We start from the raw sequence: 17,792 nt of genomic DNA on the forward strand, positions 1-17,792 counted from the left end.
CCTGCCCCTCTACCCCACGAGGATCGACATGGGAAGATCAGCAAATCCGGTATCCCGTAGGGATGTCGTGCGGCTCGGGGGCGCGGGCGCCGCCGCCGTGCTGCTCGGCACCGGAGTCTGGAGCGCCTCCTCCGCTTTTGCCGCTCCCCGGACCGGCGACAACCCCTTCACGCTCGGCGTGGCCTCGGGTGATCCGCTGCCCGACGGCGTCGTGCTGTGGACGCGGCTGGCCCCGGACCCGTTCGCAGCGGACGGCGCGGGCGGCATGCCCCCGAAGCCCGTCCGGGTGGAGTACGAGGTGGCCGGGGACGAGAGGTTCCGTTCCGTGGTCCGGCGCGGGAGCGTGGTGGCCACGCCCGAGCTCGCGCACTCCGTCCACCCCGAGATCCACGGCCTCGCCCCGGACCACGTGTACTTCTACAGGTTCCGTACCGGCGGCGCGATCTCCCCGGTCGGCCGGACCAGGACGGCGCCCGCGACGCACGCCCGGCTCCGCTCGCTCAACTTCGCCTTCGCGTCCTGCCAGGCCTGGCAGGACGGCTTCTACACCGCCTACGAGCACATGGCGGCCGAGGACCTCGACCTCGTCGTGCACCTGGGCGACTACATCTACGAGTCGGGCGTGGGCACCAACAAGCGCGGCGCCACGGTCCCCGCGCAGTTCACCACCGAGACCTTCGACCTGCCGCGCTACCGCCTCCAGTACGCGCTCTACAAGGCGGAGGCCCCGCTCCAGGCGGCCCACGCCGCGTTCCCGTGGGTCAACGTCAACGACGACCACGAGGTCGAGAACAACTGGGCCGGCGACATCTCGCAGGTCGACAAGGAGCCCGACCAGGACCCGGCGGTGTTCCGGCAGCGCCGGGCTGCGGCGTTCCAGGCGATGTACGAGCACCTGCCGTTCCGCAGGGCCCAGATGCCCACCGGGCCCGACATGCGCCTGCACCGCAGGCTGACCTACGGCACACTCGCCGACTTCACCATCCTCGACACCCGCCAGTTCCGCGACGACCAGCCGTGCGGGGACACCGAGTCGGCCGACTGCACCGCGCGGTTCGACCCGAACGTCTCCATCCTCGGTGCCGAGCAGCGGGAGTGGCTGCTGGCGGGCTTCGGCTCCTCCAGGGCGCGGTGGCAGATCCTGGGCAACCAGGTCGCCATGGGCCAGACCGACCTGGATCCGAGCCCCGACGTCACGAAGGTGTGGGACGACCCGTGGGACGGCTACGTGGCCGACCGCAACCGCGTGCTCGGCGCCGCCCAGGACCAGGGCGTGCGCAACCTCGTGGTCGTCACCGGCGACCGCCACCAGAACTACGCTTGGGACCTCAAGCGCGACTTCGCCGACCCCGACTCGCCCACGGTGGCCAGCGAGTTCGTCGGCACGTCCATCGCCACCGGCGCGGACGGCGCTGACATGAACGCGGACGGCCAGAACCTCCTGGCGTCCAACCCGCACATGAAGTTCTTCAACGGGCAGCGCGGCTACGTCCGCGTGAACGTCACGCCCGAGCGGCTGCGCAGCGACTTCCGGGTGGTGCCCTACGTGACCACCCCCGGCGCGCCGGTCTCCACCCGGGCCAGCTACGTCGTGGAGGACGGGAAGCCAGGGGTGAAGGAAGGCTGACCCCCGGGTTCCGGCCCCCTGGAACCGGCCCTCGGGGGTTCCGGCCCCTGGAACCGGCCCCCGGGGGGTTCCGGCCCCTGGAACCGGCCCCCGGGGGTTCCGGCCCCTGGAACAGCCTGGGAACCGCTCCGGCCCCGGCCCCGGATCGCCCGCCGGCGACCCGGGGCCGGCAGGGCGCCGCCGGTCACAGACCGAGGTCCGCCAGCGCTATGCGCACGTGCTCGATGCGGCGGTACAGCGACCAGTCGCCCGTCTCGTACAGCAGCCCGACCGTGCTGTCGTCGAGCAGCGCCAGCGACGAGTACGCGGCGGGCAGCCCGGAGACGTGGCGCCGCAGCTCCCAGGTGACGCCCTGGTCCGTGGACACCCAGAGCGCCATGGCGGCGCGGTCGGGGCCGGTGGGACCGGAGTACAGCAGCGCGTCGCCGACGGCTATGACGCTGCCCTGGACGACCGGCGTGGTGAGCGTCGCCTGCGGCCGGTAGTCCATGACGAGGCTCTGCCCGCCGTCGGCGCTGTACGCGTCCGCCCGGGTGCCGGGGGACGAGCCGCCCTGGTTGCGGCAGCTGAAGTACAGGCGCCCATCGGGCAGCTCGCAGCCGTTCGACTCGTTCTCGTTCACGCCGCCGTTCGGGTTCGAGCAGACGAACCCGATCCGCCACGTGGCGCCGTCGTCGTCGCTGAGGATCGCGTGGGCGCCGTAGTACTTCGCCTCGCTGCCCAGGTCGCCGGAGCCGGACGCCGGTGCCAGCGAGTGGTTCGCCGGGATGGCCATGCGGCCGGAGCGGGTCACGATGCCCGCGCCCGGGCCGGTCGCGTACCACCGCCACGTCGAGCGGCGTACCTGGGAGGTGATCTCGGCCGGGGACGACCAGGTCGCTCCCTCGTCGTCGGAGTGCTGCACGAACACGCGGCGCGCGGCGGCCTTGCCCTGCATGATCTGCGTCTCCGTCACCCCGCCGTCGTTGTACGAGGAGACCAGCACGACGCGCCCCGACGGCAGGGCGACCGCGGCCGGGTTGCCGCGGGTCGCGGTGCCGCCCTTGGCGACGGCCTGGAGCGGCTGCCACGTCACGCCGCCGTCGAGGCTGCGGCGCAGCACGATGTCGATCGCGCCCGTGTCGCTCGTCGAGGTGCGCCCCTCGGCGAACGCGAGCAGCGTGCCCGCGCCGGTGCGCACGAGTGCGGGGATCCGGTAGGTGGGGTAGCCGTCGGTTCCGGACGTGAACGGTACGGACGTCTGCATGATGCTCCCTCTGCGATGCGGGCGTCGGACGCGGCGGGAACCGCCGTGCAGCGAGCAGTCTGCCGTGCCGGCCCGCCGGGCATCGCGCGGTCACCGAGATGCCGGGTCACGAGCGGTGCCGGCTCACAAGGGGTGCCCGGTGAGGAGGGATACACGCCCACAAGGGACGCCGGCTCACCAGCGGACGCTTGCCCACGAGCGATGCCCGCTCACAAGCGATGCCCGGTCACGAGCGATCCCCGCTCACAGGGGATGCCGGGACACGAACTCCTCGATCGTCCGGGTGATCAGCGGCGGATCCTCCAAGGGCATCGCGTGGCTGACGCCGGGCAGCACACGGGTCTCGGAGTCCGGCAGGGAGGCGGCGAGCTGGGCGCTGCGCGCCCGGTGGGGGGTGCCCAGCCGCTCGCCGACCTCGCCCAGGACCAGCAGCACGGGGACGGTGAGCGCGGACAGCTCGGCAGGGCCGAACGACCACGCGGCGAACGCGGCGGCCTCGACGGTGAAGAAGTACTCGCTGGTCCGGATCGCGTCGCGCAGGCCGTCCTCCCCGAGTTCGCGCACGAACACGTCGCGGAAGCCCGGGCCGCTCACGCCGCCGAGGAACAGGTCGAAGGCACGCTCGTAATCCCCCTCCCGGGCTGCCGCCACCGCACGGGGCATCACCGGGGTCTTCGGCTCGTCCGGGGCATAGGGGAAGGCCGTCTCCAGCAGCACCAGCGACCCCACCAGATCCGGCCGTGCGTGCGCGAGCTGGAGGGCGACGGACGCACCCGCGGAGTGCCCGACCACGTGGGCGCGCCCCGCGCCCGACGCCTGGAGGACCTGGGCCGCGTGCTCGGCGTGCGCGGCCACGCCGACCCCGCCCACCAGGTCCTCGCTCCCGCCGTACCCGGCCCGGTGCATGTGCAGCACGCGGTACCCGTCCCCGGCGAGGTTCCGCGCCACCGGCACGAACCAGTCGCCGGTGAAGCCCCCGTGCAAGAGCAGCACGGGCTGGCCCTCGCCGGCATCCGTGTACTCGATGCGCGCGTCGGCCGCGTCCAGCCGTTCCATACGTCGTCTCCTTCACACCCGCGGCTCCGGTCGCCCGCTTCCGGGAGCCGCCGCGGGAGCCCGCTCCAGGCGTCCGCAACGGGCGACCGGCACGCAGGGCCTCTCGGGCGGGCCGGCCCTCCGCCACCGTCGCGTCCGCCGCGGCGCCCGCCCGCGAGGCCGGGGCACTTCCACGGGAATTCCGCCCGACCGGCGTACGGTCCTTGATCCCTGTGGGTGGGGAACGCCTGTGATGCCTGCGTGGAACGGGGCGGCATCCGGCGACCGGATCGCGGACCGCCTCGACCACCGCAGACTACCGGTCGCCCCCGACAGGCCATCCCTCCGTAGGAACTGATGTACGTTTGAAATCCCCCGTCGTCACGCGTGCAGCCCAACGCTCCCGGGATCGAGGATGGTGGGATGGCGGCCCTTGAACTGGCGGAACTCATAGCGCGGTTGAGGGCGGAGCTCGCCGCGGCCATGCGTGCCGGCGAGGACGCCGGGGTGCGGTTCGAACTGGGACCCGTCGAGCTGGAACTGGCCCTCACCGTGGGCAGGGAGGCCGGGGCCGGTGGGAAGGTCAGGTTCCGGGTCGCCGAGCTGGGCACCGACGGGAAGGCCACCGACGCCACCACCCAGCGGATCAAGCTCGTGCTGGAGCCCCGGCGGGCCGGCTCACCGAACGGCGGGCCGGTGCTGATCCACGGCGAGGAAGTCGACGGCGAGCGGTGATCCGGGGGACGGTGAGCCGCGGATGGGCGCGCACGCCCTCGACCGTGCCCGCGTCCCCGAGCTGCTGGTGGCCCACGCCGGAGGGCGGCGGCGCGGCTCGGGCTACCGGGTCACCGCCGACGCCGGCCCGTTCGTCCTCGACCTGCTGCCCGACCCCGCGGAGCGTCCGGGCGCGGGCCGGGAACGTCGCTGTTCGCGCCCGGACGACCGCTGTTCGCGCCCGGACGACCCCCGTTCGCGTCAGGAAGACCGCTGTTCGCGTCAGGAGGACCGCTGTTCGTTGTGGAGGATCGTGTACGCCACCATCATCGAGTCCAGGTACGCCCGCACCTCCACGATCATGTCGCCGTCGAACCGGCACACCCAGCAGTAGCGGTTGTCGAACCGGTCGCCCTCGTTGCTGCGCGCGTCGGCGACGAGTTCGGCGATCGTGGTGTCCCCGTCGACGAACAGATGCTCGACCTTCAGCCCCGCACCCTCCGGCAGGACACCGGCCAGCCGCTCGAAGGTGGCCTGTCTGAACGCCTTCTTGCCGCGGTAGCGGCCGGCCAGCGGATGCGTGCCCTGAACCGTCCAGTCCACGTCGTCCGCGACCCGGGCGAAGAACGCCTCCTGCGTCTGGCTGCTCCGCAGATGGGCGAACAGGGCCGCACGGTCCCCGCGAACCTGCGTCATCGCACCCTCCGGACTCCTACGGGCCGGCGACCGGTCGGCCACCTGCCACCACGCTAACGCGGCCCCGTCCGCGACACCGGCCGACCCCGGCGGCCCCGCGGATCAGCGGGGAGTGTGCGGACCCGTCGGCGGCCCAGCGGCCCGGCCCAGTGGGCCTGAGCCGGCCCAGCGGCCCGGCTCAGGCCCACTCCGCGTTCCTGGTGAGCCTGCCGGCGTCGGCCAGGAAGGCCCGCACGGCCGGTGTCGCCTGGCCGTCCCGCCACACGAGGTCGAGGTCCAGGGTGGCGGTGACGTCGGTCAGTTCGATCGCGGCCGTCGAGGACCCGAGGCTCTCGGCCATCGAGGCGGGTACGAGCGTGAAGCTCTTCGCGTCGCCCAGGTTGATGTGGCGCATCCCGGGAATGGGGTCCTCCCGGAAGCCGAAGGTCTTCCCCGTCCCGGCGAGCATCGCCGTGAGCCTGTCGTAGTGGGCGGGGACCAGGTCCCGGGCGTAGAAGCTGAACGTCTGGCCGGCGAACTCGGCGAGCGCGACGGAGCCCCGCCCGGCGAACGGGTGGCCGACGTCGACGACCGCGACGAAGTTCTCCCGGCGCAGGGACTGGCGGCGGTACTCCGGGCGGTCGGGCAGCGTGTGGGAGACCACCACGTCCAGCTCGCCGCTCCGCAAGGCGTCGTCGAGCACCGAGCCCCAGGCCTCACGGGCTATGACGCGCAGATCCGGATGGGTCTCGGAGACCGTCCGGATCAGGCGCGGCATGGTGTCGTAGGCGGCCGAGAGGACGTAGCCGACCCGCACGGTGCCCAGCTCGCCGTGCTGGGCGCGGACGGTGCGGGCGATCAGCGCGTCGGCCTCCGCGACGATCATGCGAGCCCCCTCGGCGAAGACGCGTCCCGCCTCGGTGAGGCGGGTGGGCCTGCGCTCGAAGAGCGTGACGCCCATGCTCTGCTCCAGCCCGGCGATCTGACGGCTCAACGGCGGCTGTGCCATGTGCAGGCGCAGCGCCGCCTTCTGGAAGCCGCCCTCGTCCGCGACGGCGATGACATAGCGCATCAGTCGCAGGTCCGGCTCCATACCCTGAAGGTATCATGGCAGCACTCAACCGGTGTTGGACGTGATCCCCGGCAGCAACGACACTCGACCTGTGACCGAGTTCCACCCCGCCGGAGAGCGCCGCGCACCCCACCGGTACGCGACTTCTCCGGACGGACACCCGCCTGACGCCAGCGACGGGAACTGAAGGCACCTTCCGACCGGCCGCTCCCGGCGTCCTCGTCCACGCGGCGGCCGACCACAGACGGCGCCGTCAGGTCGACAACTTTGCCAAGGACAGCACGTCGACCTGGCGGCGCTTGAACCGCCCCCTCGATCGAGCCGCTGCTGTCGCCGCCGCGGACCCTCCCGGACCACCGGCGGACGGGGGCGCGAACGGCTCGCCGGTCATGCCCCGCCATCCCGCCCGGCGGCGTCACCAGCTGATGGCGTCGTCCATCGACTGCTGCCAGTACGTCACCTTGAGGGAGTCGTCGATGAAGACGCCCGCGGCGGGCAGCGGCGGGTGGGCGGCCGAGGGGACCTTCTCGGCGGCGGTGCGGCCCTGGAAGTAGACGGTGAGCAACTTCACGGTGCGGCCGTTCGTGCCGCTGCCGTCGGCGGCCGACAGGCTCACGGAGGCGTAGCCGGACTCGCCCGGGGTGAGCGTGACGACGGCCTGCGGGTGGGACTCCTCGATGGCCGGCGGAACCGACTGGGCGTCGGTGAAGCGGACGGCCGGGTAGCCGTAGAGGTAGCAGGTGGTGCTGCCCGTGTTGGTGACCGTGAGCAGCATGTGGTTCACGGGGCGGTTCAGGGGAGCCGCGACCGTCCTGGTGTTGGAGCCCTGGCAGGTGACGGCCTTGGTGCCACTCGTGCCATAACCGCCTGTTCCGCTGCCGGCCCTGCCCTTGCCCTCCTTCTTCGCCGCGGGCACGTCCGCGCCCTGCTTCGAACCGGCGGGGGCGGTCTTCGCGTCCTCGGGGGAGGACGCACCCGACCCGGACGGCGTGGACGCGGAGGCCGAAGCCGATGAGGCGCCTGCCGGCGCACCCTCGTCGTGGACGCCCGTTCCGTCGTTGCACGCGGTCAGGGAGAGGGCGGCCATGGCGACGGTCGCGGCGGCGGTCAGCAGGCGGGTGCGGGGGCTGCGGATGGTGGACATGCGGTGATCCCTTTCGGCGGTGCGGTGCACGTGGTGCTTGGATGACCGGAGCTTGCTCGGTGATCCGTCCCAGCCGCCACGAAAGCCGGGCAGTTGGGGACGCTGGAACGCGGAAACGGGCTTTGACCAGGTCGGCCCGCCCGCGGCGGAGCAGGACGCGCCCCGCTGGGCCGCCGCGTACGGTGCGGTCTCGTCGGGGGAGCAGCGCGTCGCCCTCACCGTGCAGGGGGCGGGGCGGGACACCGTCGTCCTGGAGGCGCTGCACGTACGCGTCGTGGCGAAGGGCGCGCCGCTCGCCTGGAACGACTACTCGATGGGCGTCGGCTGCGGCGGCGGCGTGGAGACCAAGTCGTTCGACGTCGACCTCGACGACGGCAGCCCGACCGCCACCGTCAGGAACGGCCAGCGCGACTTCCCGTACAAGGTCAGCGAGTCCGACCCGGAGGTCTTCTACGTCACCGCCCACAGCAAGGCACACGACGTCCGCTGGGACCTGACCCTGGAGTGGTCCAGCGGCGCCCGCCACGGCACCGTGCATGTCGACGACGACGGCACGCCGTTCCGCACCAGCGCCGACACGAACCGCCCCGGCTACGACTACCCGCTGGGCGGCAGCGAGTGGATGAAGCGGGAGGGGTGAGTGCGGGCGCGGCACGGGAGGGGCCTGCGCGGCGCGGTGGCCGCGGTGTCCTCGGCGGTGGCCTGCCGCCGTCCCTCAGTCCGGCTCGGCGTCGTAGACGAGAAGACCGTCCTCGCGCAGGCGCGCACCGGCTGTCGGGATGTGCGGGTTGATCCTCCCGTCGTGCATGAGGTGGCGGGCCGGCACCGCACGGGCGAGCTCGGCGAAGTCGGCGATGAGGCGGCGGTGGCAGCGCCACCAGACCGCTTCGCTGCACATGACCGCCGTCCGGACGGAAGCGGCATCGCGCAGCAGGCGATCCATGGCGGCGACGAACTCGCGCGAGCGCGTGTGTGCGGCATAGGCGCGGAAGGAGGCGTTGCGCCAGACGGTGTCCGGGCTGTCGGGGGCGGGCTTGCGGAATCCGCCCAGGTCCGGCTCCCACCGGTAGGCGATACCGCTCCCCGGCATCCACTCGGCGAGACGATCCCTCCGCAGGTCCGGGTTCCGGCGCGAGCCGGGGGCCGTACGCACGTCCACGACCGCCGCGACGCCGGCGTGGTGCAGCAGGTCGATGATCTGCTCGCGGTCCGCGGTGCCGTGCCCGAAGGTGATCAGAAGCGTGTCCATGGCGGCGAACTCCTACCTCCGGTGGACGGGTCCCCAGACCGTGGCGCGTATGCGCCTCCGTATCACCTGGGCACCGGGTCGACCGTCGTGATGATCCGTGCGACGGCGGGCTTCCGAGGCGCCGAGGCGAATCCGAAGCGCACGGCGGGTGCGACGGGCGTCATCCCGCCGAGGTCGACGCCGTCGAGGACCGCGGAGACCGTCCCGATCGGCCGCAGGTCCCGCGCGCCGTACCACTGGCGACGAGGCCGCGCGCCCGTCCGTGTGCCGGGGCGCGCCCCCGCGCCCGCCGTGCCGCGCGTCCGCACGCCGGGCAGGAGCAGGCGGGCGGGGAGATCCGTCAGCGCGGCCCACGCCGGCCGGCCGGCGAGCGCACCCGGCACGAGGTGCAGCAGCCATCCCAACGCCCCTCGCCGGCGGGTGGTGAAGCGGAGGCGCAGCGGCCCCGCGGCCACGCTCCACACGTTCCCCTCGGAGCGGGCGTCGACGGGCACGACACGCACCGTGTCGAAGGCGTAGGTGGAGCTGACGAAGTCGGCGGTCTCGCGGCTGGGCGCGAGCAGGAGCCGTTCCCCGTCGGCATGTTCGAGCATGACGTCGCTGAACGCCCCGAACGGCGAGCGCTCCCAGCGTCCCAGCACGATGCGCGTACCCGACGCGGTGCCTGTGCCGGCGATCCACCCGTCGAAGCGCAGCGGCCGTCGCCGTGCCCGTGCTCGCCGAGGAATCCGGAACACCGGCACCGCGTACCCCTCCTTCCCGGGGCGAACCCCCGGGACCGGGGAATGCGGCCTGCCCGGGGCATGCCCGTGCGGGTTCCGCATCACCTCACGTAGGCGTGATCACCTCACGTAGGCGCGCCTCGCCGCGGTGGTTGAGCCGCCGCCGGCCACCGCGCCCGCGGCGACTGTCAGTGGCCGCTGCCAGGATGCCCGGATGACCTCAACGGCAGCGGACCACCCGCCCCACACCCCGGACGACCAGCTGCGTGGGCACCTCCTGGAGCTGGTCGGCGCCATCGAGCCGTGGGACGACCTGGAGCGCACCCATCTGGAGAGCGCCAGGGACTGGATCGCCGGCGGAGCCCCGCTCCACCGGGTGCGCAAGCCGGATGTTCCGGCGACGCACCTGGTGAGCTACTTCGTCGTCCTCGACGACGCACGCGGGCAGCTGCTGCTCGTCGCGCACCGCAAGGCGGGCCTGTGGCTGCCGCCCGGCGGACACGTCGAGCCGGGTGAGGACCAGTGGGCCGCGGTGGTCCGCGAATGCCGTGAGGAACTGGGCATCGAGGCCGTGGCGTCGCCGGCCACCTGCCGGCGTCCCTTCTTCCTCACCGTCACCCGGACCCGGGGAGAGGGCTCCCACACCGACGTCTCGCTCTGGTACCTCCTCGACGCCGGCGCCGACATGATCACCTCCTACGACCAGGACGAGTTCGACGCCATCCGGTGGCTGACCTGGGACCAGGTGCTTGAGGAGCCGGCCGGGCGCCTCGACCCGCACATGCACCGCTTCGTCCACAAGCTGCGGCATGCCCGGGGGAACCGCGGGTAGCCGACGCTGCCTCCTCATGGCGCCGGCGTCGCGGGGGCCCGCCTGTCGAGGCGCCCCGAGGGCGCCCTGTGGCTGTGAGCTGCGACGACGCTCCCCGTGAGACCATGGGAGCAGGGACGGCGTGCCCCGGTCAGCGCAGGGCATGAGCGGACGGCGTGACCTAATTAGTTGAGGAATCAATCAGCTCGGTGGGATGTTGTGCCGGCCATGAAGCGCATCGGTTTTCTGTCCTTCGGGCACTGGTCCGACACCAGGCACTCGCAGACGAGGTCGGCGTCGGACTCGTTGCTCCAGGCCATCGACCTGGCCGTGGCGGCCGAGGAGCTCGGGGCCGACGGTGCCTACTTCCGCGTCCACCACTTCGCCCGGCAGCTGGCCTCGCCGTTCCCGCTGCTGGCAGCGATCGGCGCCAGGACGTCGCGGATCGAGATCGGCACCGGCGTGATCGACATGCGCTACGAGAACCCCCTCTACATGGCCGAGGACGCCGGCGCCGCCGACCTCATCTCCGGCGGCAGGCTCCAGCTCGGCATCAGCCGCGGCTCCCCGGAGCAGGTCATCGACGGCTGGCGCTACTTCGGCTACGCGCCCGGCGACGACGACACCGACGCCGACATGGCGCGCAAGCACACCGAGGTGCTGCTGACCGTCCTTGAGGGCAAGGGCTTCGCCCAGCCCAACCCGCAGCCGATGTTCGCCAACCCGCCCGGGCTGCTGCGGGTCGAGCCGCACTCGGAAGGGCTGCTTGAGCGCATCTGGTGGGGCGCCGGGTCCAACGCCACCGCCACCTGGGCGGCCAAGCTCGGCATGAACCTGATGAGCTCGACCCTCAAGGACGACGAGGGCGGCGCCCCGTTCCACGTGCAGCAGGCCGCGCAGATCCGCGCGTTCCGCGAGGCGTGGGCCGAGGCGGGCTGGAAGCGGGAGCCGCGCGTCTCCGTCTCGCGCAGCGTCTTCGCGATCACCAGCGACCAGGACCGCGCGTACTTCGGCCGCGAGGGCGACAGCGCGGACCACGTCGGGTACATCGACGCCAGCACGCGCGCGATCTTCGGCCGTACCTACGCCGCCGAGCCCGACGTCCTGGTGAAGCAGCTCGCCGAGGACGAGGCCATCGCGGAGGCCGACACGCTCCTGCTGACCGTGCCCAACCAGCTCGGCGTCGACTACAACAGCCACGTGTTGGAGAGCATCCTCACGCAGGTCGCCCCCGCACTCGGCTGGCGCTGACCCACACCCGCGGGCGTTCACTGACCGGACGGCGAAGGTGCGCGGCAGGCGGCACTCAGCACACGCCGCGGACGTCCTGTCTGCGCGACCGGCAGAGCACGGCGCCGGAAGTCCGCTCCCTCGCCGCCGGTCACGTTCGCGGCGCGGGCGGCCTGGACCTCGTAGGGCTGGCCGTACTGGATGCCGCTCAGTTCGTCCAGCCGTGTCGACATCGCGGCGTCCAACCGCACGTCCAGGGAGCCGAGGTCCTCCCGGAGCTGGCCGGTCGTGCGCGGGCCGATGATGGCGACACGGCCGGTCGTGGCGGCCGCTGCCTTCTGCCGGAGCCACGCCAGGATCCCGTACCGCGAGCCCGGTCAGCGCACCCGGGACCGGTACGCGCTGACCGACCAGGGCCTCCAGCTGCTGACCGCCCTCTTCGCGCTCATGGAGTGGGGTGACCGCCACCTCGCGCCCGAAGGCGGTCCGGTCCGCCTGCGCCATCGCGACTGCGGCGCCATGGTCCACGTCGGTCTGCGCTGCAACCAGGGCCACGGCGTGGACGCCGACGACATCGACGTCGTTCCGGGGCCGTCCCTGGAGAAGTCCTTCGGCGACATGCCGTAAGGGGTGGGGGCCTCCTCGGCGGGTCCATATCTGCCTTAGCTTGACATGAGTCAGGTATCGCTGGGGACCGAGCCTACGGACTGGACGCCCGCCCCTGCGGCGGCTGCGTGCGGTCGGCGGGCGGCGGCGGGGCCGCGTAGCGGTGTTCGGGCCGGCCGGCGTCGCCGTAGCGCAGCGAGAGTTCCAGGGACCCGTTGTCCTGGAGGTAGCGCAGGTAGCGCTGCGCCGTCGAGCGGCTGATCCCCGCGCGGGCCGCGACCTCCTGGGCCGACAGGGGGCTCTCGGCCCGCGCGACGACCTGGCAGATGAGGTCCACGGTCGGCCCGGACCAGCCCTTGGCCGGCGCGGTGGACGCGCTCGACGGGGTCCGTACCGTGCCGAAGATGCGGTCGATCTGCCGCTGCCCCGTCTGCCCGGCCTGTCCCGGCTGCCCCGTCGCGGTGCGCGCGCTCGCGTCCCGGAGGGCGCGCCGCAGCTCGGCGTAGCTCTCCAGCCGGGAGCGCAGGCCCTCGAAGGTGAACGGCTTGACGAGATAGTGCAGCACGCCGTAGCGCAGGGCGGCCTCGACGACCTCCACGTCCTGCGCGGCGGTGACCATGATGACGTCGCTGCGCATGCCCCGCTGCCGCATGCCGCGCACCAGGTCGAGGCCGGTCCGGTCGGGCAGGTAGTGGTCCAGCAGCAGGAGGTCGACCCGGTCGCGCTCCAGCACGTGCAGGGCCTGCAGGGCGGTGTGGGCGGTGCCCATGACGTGGAAGCCCGGCACCTTGCCCACATAGGCCGCGTTGACCTCCGCGACGTGGAAGTCGTCGTCGACCACAAGAACTTCCATCATGACGGCTCTCCTGTCAGGACGGGCTGAGGCGGTGCGGGCGGCGGGCCGGCGACGATGTCGGGGAACGTGACGGTGAAGACGGAGCCGCCGCCGGCCCGGGCGGCCACGCGGGCCGTTCCGCCGTAGCGTTCGGCGAGGCTGCGGACCATGGCCAGTCCGAGGCCACGGCCACGATGGGTCGGGGACGCCTTGGTTGTCCAGCCCTCCTGAAAGATGGTGTTGCGCAGTTCCACCGGAACCCCCGGGCCGTTGTCGCTGACGCGGATCACGACCGTGTCGGCTTCCACGAAGGCCTCCACCTCGACCACGGACCGGGCCCCGGCCTGCCCGCCGCCCACCACGTCCAGGGCGTTGTCGATCAGGTTGCCCAGCACGGTCACGATGTCCCGCGCGTCGATCAGACCCGTGGGCAGGTGGGTCCGGTCGGACAGCCGCAGGCTCACCCCGCGTTCCGAGGCGATGGCGGACTTGCCGACCAGCAGGGCGGAGACCATCGGCATGCGGACGCGTTCGGAGATCTCCTCGGCCAAGGCGCGGCGGGCGCTCGTGAGCCCGGCGACGTAGTCGCGGGCCCGGTCGGGCATGTCCAGTTCGAGGAAGCCGAGCACCGTGTGCAGGCGGTTGGCGTGCTCGTGGTCCTGGGCCCGCAGGGCGTCCAGCAGGCCCTTGATGGAGTCCAGCTCCCTGCCGAGCAGCTCGACCTCGGTCCGATCCCGCAGGGTGACGACCGAGCCGCCGTCCGGGGTCGGCATCCGGTTGGCGATCAGCACGCGGTTCCCGCGCACGGTGAGCAGGTCGCGGCCCGTGACCTGCCCGGCGATCACGTCGCGGGAGCGCCCCGGCGGAAGGATCTCGTCGAGGTCGCGCCCCTCGGCGTCGCCCTCGATGGCGAGCAGGCGCGCCGCCTCGTCGTTCACCAGGCGGACCCGCTCGCGGTCGTCGAGGGCGATGATGCCCTCACGCACGGCGTGCAGCATGGCCTCGCGCTCCGAGAGCAGCGCGGAGATGTCGCCGACCGAGACGCCGTGCGTGCGCTTGCGCAGGGTGCGGGACACCAGGAACGCGGCACAGGCGCCGACGGCGAGTGCCGTGCCCGCGTACCGCAGCAGCCCGGGCAGGGCCGCGAGCAGGCGGTCCCGCACACCGGAGTAGGCGATCCCCACCGACACCGCGCCGATCATCCGGCCGCCGCCGTCGCGCAGCGGCACCTTCGCCCGCGCCGAGGTGCCGAGGGTTCCCCGGTCGACCTGGAGGACGACGTGCCCGTGCAACGGGATGGAGGGATCCGTCGACACGAGGTGGCCGATCTGCCGCACGTCCGTGTGGGACCAGCGGATCCCGCGCATGTCCATGACCACGACATACAGGGCCCCCGTCGCCTCACGGGTGCGTTCGGTCTGCCGCTGCACGGGGCCCAGCGGGCTGGGATCGCTCGTCAGCAGCCCCGCGGCGATGTCCGGATCGGCCGCGGTGGTCTGGGCGATGGCCAGCGCCTGGTGCTCGGCCTGGTCGTCGAGCTGGGTGCGCAGCGGCTGGAGGAACAGCCCGGTCAGCAGGAGCAGGACGCCCGTGGTGATGAGGAGCTGGGCGATCAGCACCTGGGCGAAGACCTGCCTCGGCCAGCCGATGCGCAATCGGGCCACGATGCCACCTGCCCTTCCGGTACCTCCCCACGCGACCGGACGTTTCACCGGTGCGAACGCACCGTAACCGGCGAGGTTTCGGCCAGGGAAGGTCCCGCGCACCAGCTCGTGCGCCGGCCGTCGGCACAATGAGCAGAATGCCGCTCAACAGGAACAACCGGTGGTTGCGGGCCAAAGCTTTCCCCGCGTCGGCGGCGTTCCTAAGTTCCGCGGCATGACAAGCCCATCGAGTCCGGCCATCGAACTGCGCGGAGTCCGCAAGGCCTTCCGGACGCCGTCCGGTGGCTCACACACCGCCGTGCGCGACCTCGACCTCATCGTGCAGCAAGGAGAGTTCGTCGCCGTCGTCGGCCCCACCGGTTGCGGGAAGTCGACCACCCTCACCCTGGTCAGCGGCCTCGAGGAGCCGACCGACGGCGAGGTGATGCTGTCCGGCACGCCGGTGCGCGGCATCGACGAGCGGGTCGGCTTCGTCTTCCAGCAGGACGCCGTCTTTCCCTGGCGCACCGTCCTGTCCAACGTGATGGCGGGCCCCCGGTTCCGGGGCGCGCCCAAGGCGGACGCCAAGGAGCGGGCCCGCGAGTGGCTGGCCCGCGTCGGCCTGACCGCCTTCGAGGACCGCTACCCCCACCAGCTCTCCGGCGGCCAGCGCAAGCGCGTCGCGCTCGCCTCGACGTTCGTCAACGACCCGTCGATCCTGCTCATGGACGAGCCGTTCTCCGCCCTCGACGTGCAGACCCGCGCCCTGATGTCGGACGAGCTGATGGAGCTGTGGGCGGGCACCGGATCCTCGGTCGTGTTCGTCACCCACGACCTGGAGGAGTCCATCGCGCTCGCCGACAAGGTCGTCGTGATGACCGCCGGCCCCGCGACCGTGAAGGAGATCTTCACCATCGACCTCCCGCGCCCCCGCCGCGTCGAGTCCGTCCGCCTGGAGCCGCACTTCGTCGAGATCTACCGGGAGATCTGGTCGTCCCTGGGCGAAGAGGTCCGCATCACCCGTGAAAGGGGTGCCCAGAATGTCGCCTGACACCCACACCGCGACCGCACCCGAGGCCGCCGCCAAGCCCGGACGCTCCGAGGAGCGCAGCCGCGCCGCACGCCGGCGCCGCGTCGTCGTCCTCTTCTGCCGCGCCGCCCTCCTCGTCCTCGTCCTCGGCATCTGGGAGTGGTTCTCCCGCTCGGGGATCATCGACCCGTTCAACTTCTCGATGCCCTCGAAGATCTGGGGCCAGATCCAGCAGTGGCTCCTGCACGGCACCCCGCAGGGATCGCTGGGCGAGCAGATCTGGTACACCCTCTACGAAGCGCTGCTCGGCTGGGTCATCGGCGTGTTCGGCGGAGTCGTGCTGGGCATCGCGCTGGGCCGCGTCCGGTTCCTCGCCGACGTCATGGGCCCCTACATCAAGGTCCTCAACGCCCTGCCGCGCATCGTCCTCGCCCCGATCTTCCTCATCTGGTTCGGCCTGGGGCCGGCGTCCAAGGTCGCCTCCGCGGTCGTCCTCGTCTTCTTCCCGGTCTTCTTCAACGCCTTCCAGGGCGCCCGGGAGGTCGACCGGCACCTCATCGACAACGCCCGCATCCTCGGGGCCCGCGACCGCCAGGTCACCTTCCAGGTCGTCATCCCCGCGGCCACCTCGTGGATCTTCACCAGCCTCCACGTGAGCTTCGGCTTCGCCCTCATCGGCGCCATCGTCGGCGAGTACATCGGAGCGACGAAGGGCATCGGGCTGCTCGTCTCCGCCTCCCAGGGCACCTTCAACTCCGCCGGTGTCTACGCGGCCATGGTCATCCTCGCCGTCGTCGCCCTGCTCGCCGAGGGCCTGCTCACCTTCATGGAGAACCGGCTGTTCCGCTGGAAGCCCGCCGACAGCGAGGCCCGCTGACCTCCTGCCGCTGACCTCCCGACGCCGGCCTTCCGTCCGGCCTTCCGCCGCCCCCCGCTGACCTTCCCCACCCTTCACCACCCTGGAGCCGTGCATGTCCCGTCGCACCGTGACCTCGAAGAAGACCACCAGGACGGTCACCAAAGTGACCACCGTGATGACCGCGCTCGCCGCCCTGGCCGCGCTGAGCGGCTGCGCCGACGAGGTGTCCTCGCACTCGTCGGACGGCGGCGGAGGCGGCAAGGGCGGCAAGGTGAAGATCATGGTGGGAGGCATCGACAAGGTCATCTACCTGCCCGCGATGCTGGCCCAGCGGCTCGGCTACTTCAAGGACGAGGGCCTCAACATCGAGCTCCTCACCGAGCCGGCCGGCATCGACGCCACCACGTCCCTGATCGCCGGGAACGTCCAGGGCGTCGTCGGTTTCTACGATCACACCCTCGACCTGCAGACGAAGGGCAAGCAGGTCGAGTCCGTGGTCCAGCTCGCCCAGACGCCGGGTGAGGTCGAGATCGTGTCCAACAAGGCGGCGGGCGGCATCAAGTCGCCCAAGGACTTCGCGGGCAAGAAGCTCGGCGTCACCGGCCTCGGATCCTCCACCGACTTCCTCACGAAGTACCTCGGTGTCAACGCCGGCGTCTCGACGGACCAGTTCACCAACGTCGCCGTCGGGGCCGGGCAGACCTTCATCTCCGCCCTCCAGAAGGGATCCATCGACGGCGGCATGACCACCGACCCGACCGTCGCCCAGATCCTCGACAAGAAGTTGGGCAAGGTCCTCGTCGACATGCGGACCCCGGAGGGATCCCAGAAGGCCCTCGGCGGGCTGTACCCGTCCTCCAGCCTCTACATGAACACGGACTGGGCGAACGGGCACAAGGACACCGTCCAGAAGCTCGCCAACGCCTTCGTGCGCACGCTCAAGTGGATGTCCACGCACGACGCCGAGGAGATCGCGGCGAAGATGCCCAGCGACTACGCGCAGGGCGGTCAGGGCCTGTACGCCCACGCGATCGACAGCACCCTGCCGATGTTCACCAAGGACGGCAGGATGCCGGCCGACGGACCGGCCACGGTGCAGCGGGTGCTGAAGTCCTTCAACCCGAACCTGAAGGACGCGACCATCGACCTGAAGAAGACGTACACCACCGAGTTCACGGACAAGGCCCACTGACGAGGGGGGCTGGCGCACGCCCGGCCGCACGGGGTGGCAAGGGCCCCCGTGCGGCCGGGACGCCACCGGCACCGGCTCACCGGTGCCGTGGCCGCGCGGGTT

18 protein-coding genes and 1 pseudogene are annotated in these 17,792 nt (G+C 72.1%); 9 read left to right on the forward strand and 10 right to left on the reverse strand.

Annotation, left to right across the window (positions count from 1 at the left end; all coding sequences use genetic code 11):
* The first annotated feature begins 28 nt into the window (after window positions 1–28).
* Window positions 29–1,627 (forward strand): alkaline phosphatase, encoded by a 1,599-nt coding sequence (locus tag Sm713_RS14915; protein ID WP_212910105.1) that lies wholly within the window; start codon window positions 29–31, stop codon window positions 1,625–1,627.
* A gap of 184 nt (window positions 1,628–1,811) precedes the next feature.
* Here Sm713_RS14915 and Sm713_RS14920 read toward each other — a convergent pair whose 3' ends face one another.
* A complete protein-coding gene (locus Sm713_RS14920) occupies window positions 1,812–2,873 on the reverse strand; it encodes an exo-alpha-sialidase (RefSeq protein ID WP_212910106.1) in 1,062 nt (353 codons plus the stop codon).
* 243 nt (window positions 2,874–3,116) lie between these two features.
* Window positions 3,117–3,929, reverse strand: a complete 813-nt coding sequence (locus Sm713_RS14925) for an alpha/beta fold hydrolase (protein WP_212910107.1) — start codon at window positions 3,927–3,929, stop codon at window positions 3,117–3,119.
* Window positions 3,930–4,331: 402 nt separating this feature from the next.
* Here Sm713_RS14925 and Sm713_RS14930 point away from each other — a divergent pair, with 402 nt between their 5' ends.
* Window positions 4,332–4,643 (forward strand): trypco2 family protein, encoded by a 312-nt coding sequence (locus Sm713_RS14930; RefSeq protein WP_212910108.1) that lies wholly within the window; start codon window positions 4,332–4,334, stop codon window positions 4,641–4,643.
* 261 nt (window positions 4,644–4,904) lie between these two features.
* Here Sm713_RS14930 and Sm713_RS14935 read toward each other — a convergent pair whose 3' ends face one another.
* The 3 genes from Sm713_RS14935 to Sm713_RS14945 all read right to left on the reverse strand — a co-directional run bounded on the left by Sm713_RS14935 (window position 4,905) and on the right by Sm713_RS14945 (window position 7,513).
* Window positions 4,905–5,318 (reverse strand): nuclear transport factor 2 family protein, encoded by a 414-nt coding sequence (locus tag Sm713_RS14935; protein WP_212910109.1) that lies wholly within the window; start codon window positions 5,316–5,318, stop codon window positions 4,905–4,907.
* 178 nt (window positions 5,319–5,496) lie between these two features.
* Window positions 5,497–6,390, reverse strand: coding sequence for a LysR family transcriptional regulator (locus Sm713_RS14940; RefSeq protein WP_212910110.1), 894 nt, complete (start codon window positions 6,388–6,390; stop codon window positions 5,497–5,499).
* A gap of 394 nt (window positions 6,391–6,784) precedes the next feature.
* Window positions 6,785–7,513, reverse strand: a complete 729-nt coding sequence (locus Sm713_RS14945) for a DUF4232 domain-containing protein (RefSeq protein WP_212910111.1) — start codon at window positions 7,511–7,513, stop codon at window positions 6,785–6,787.
* Between the two features lie 124 nt (window positions 7,514–7,637).
* Here Sm713_RS14945 and Sm713_RS14950 point away from each other — a divergent pair.
* A pseudogene (locus tag Sm713_RS14950) lies at window positions 7,638–8,153 on the forward strand (transcriptional regulator); the annotation flags it as partial.
* A 75-nt stretch (window positions 8,154–8,228) separates the two neighbouring features.
* On the opposite strand, the gene Sm713_RS14955 reads toward Sm713_RS14950, so the two are convergent.
* A complete protein-coding gene (locus Sm713_RS14955) occupies window positions 8,229–8,762 on the reverse strand; it encodes a DUF488 family protein (RefSeq protein WP_212910112.1) in 534 nt (177 codons plus the stop codon).
* Between the two features lie 62 nt (window positions 8,763–8,824).
* Window positions 8,825–9,505, reverse strand: coding sequence for a hypothetical protein (locus Sm713_RS14960; protein ID WP_249416299.1), 681 nt, complete (start codon window positions 9,503–9,505; stop codon window positions 8,825–8,827).
* A 193-nt stretch (window positions 9,506–9,698) separates the two neighbouring features.
* Here Sm713_RS14960 and Sm713_RS14965 point away from each other — a divergent pair, with 193 nt between their 5' ends.
* Window positions 9,699–10,316: an NUDIX hydrolase gene (locus Sm713_RS14965; protein ID WP_212910113.1), complete on the forward strand. Its 618-nt coding sequence runs from the start codon at window positions 9,699–9,701 to the stop codon at window positions 10,314–10,316.
* A gap of 207 nt (window positions 10,317–10,523) precedes the next feature.
* The gene (locus tag Sm713_RS14970) at window positions 10,524–11,546 is read left to right on the forward strand and encodes an LLM class flavin-dependent oxidoreductase (protein ID WP_212910114.1); all 1,023 of its coding nucleotides are present in this window, start codon (window positions 10,524–10,526) and stop codon (window positions 11,544–11,546) included.
* Between the two features lie 17 nt (window positions 11,547–11,563).
* On the opposite strand, the gene Sm713_RS14975 is transcribed toward Sm713_RS14970, so the two are convergent.
* The gene (locus tag Sm713_RS14975; RefSeq protein WP_212910115.1) at window positions 11,564–11,758 is read right to left on the reverse strand and encodes a hypothetical protein; all 195 of its coding nucleotides are present in this window, start codon (window positions 11,756–11,758) and stop codon (window positions 11,564–11,566) included.
* 88 nt (window positions 11,759–11,846) lie between these two features.
* Between Sm713_RS14975 and Sm713_RS14980 the strand changes: the two genes are divergently transcribed.
* Complete coding sequence (locus Sm713_RS14980; protein ID WP_212910116.1) at window positions 11,847–12,152, forward strand: helix-turn-helix transcriptional regulator; 306 nt, start codon at window positions 11,847–11,849, stop codon at window positions 12,150–12,152.
* Between the two features lie 73 nt (window positions 12,153–12,225).
* Here the strand turns inward: Sm713_RS14980 and Sm713_RS14985 are convergent, their stop codons facing one another.
* Complete coding sequence (locus Sm713_RS14985) at window positions 12,226–12,987, reverse strand: response regulator (protein ID WP_212910117.1); 762 nt, start codon at window positions 12,985–12,987, stop codon at window positions 12,226–12,228.
* A complete protein-coding gene (locus Sm713_RS14990) occupies window positions 12,984–14,630 on the reverse strand; it encodes a sensor histidine kinase (protein ID WP_212910118.1) in 1,647 nt (548 codons plus the stop codon). Before Sm713_RS14990 ends, Sm713_RS14985 begins: the two co-directional genes overlap by 4 nt.
* A gap of 214 nt (window positions 14,631–14,844) precedes the next feature.
* On the opposite strand from Sm713_RS14990, the gene Sm713_RS14995 reads away from it, so the two are divergent.
* The 3 genes from Sm713_RS14995 (at window position 14,845) to Sm713_RS15005 (ending at window position 17,690) form a co-directional block, all read left to right on the forward strand.
* Window positions 14,845–15,660 carry an ABC transporter ATP-binding protein gene (locus Sm713_RS14995; protein ID WP_212910119.1) on the forward strand — a complete coding sequence of 272 codons (816 nt, stop codon included), beginning with the start codon at window positions 14,845–14,847 and terminating at the stop codon, window positions 15,658–15,660.
* Window positions 15,650–16,516, forward strand: coding sequence for an ABC transporter permease (locus Sm713_RS15000; protein ID WP_212910120.1), 867 nt, complete (start codon window positions 15,650–15,652; stop codon window positions 16,514–16,516). Before Sm713_RS14995 ends, Sm713_RS15000 begins: the two co-directional genes overlap by 11 nt.
* Window positions 16,517–16,673: 157 nt before the next feature.
* Entirely contained in the window at window positions 16,674–17,690 is a 1,017-nt protein-coding gene (locus Sm713_RS15005; protein WP_212912023.1) for an ABC transporter substrate-binding protein, read from the forward strand.
* Window positions 17,691–17,792: the final 102 nt, after the last annotated feature.

It is taken from the genome of Streptomyces sp. TS71-3, assembly GCF_018327685.1.
In the GTDB taxonomy this organism is placed as follows: Bacteria; Actinomycetota; Actinomycetes; order Streptomycetales; family Streptomycetaceae; genus Streptomyces.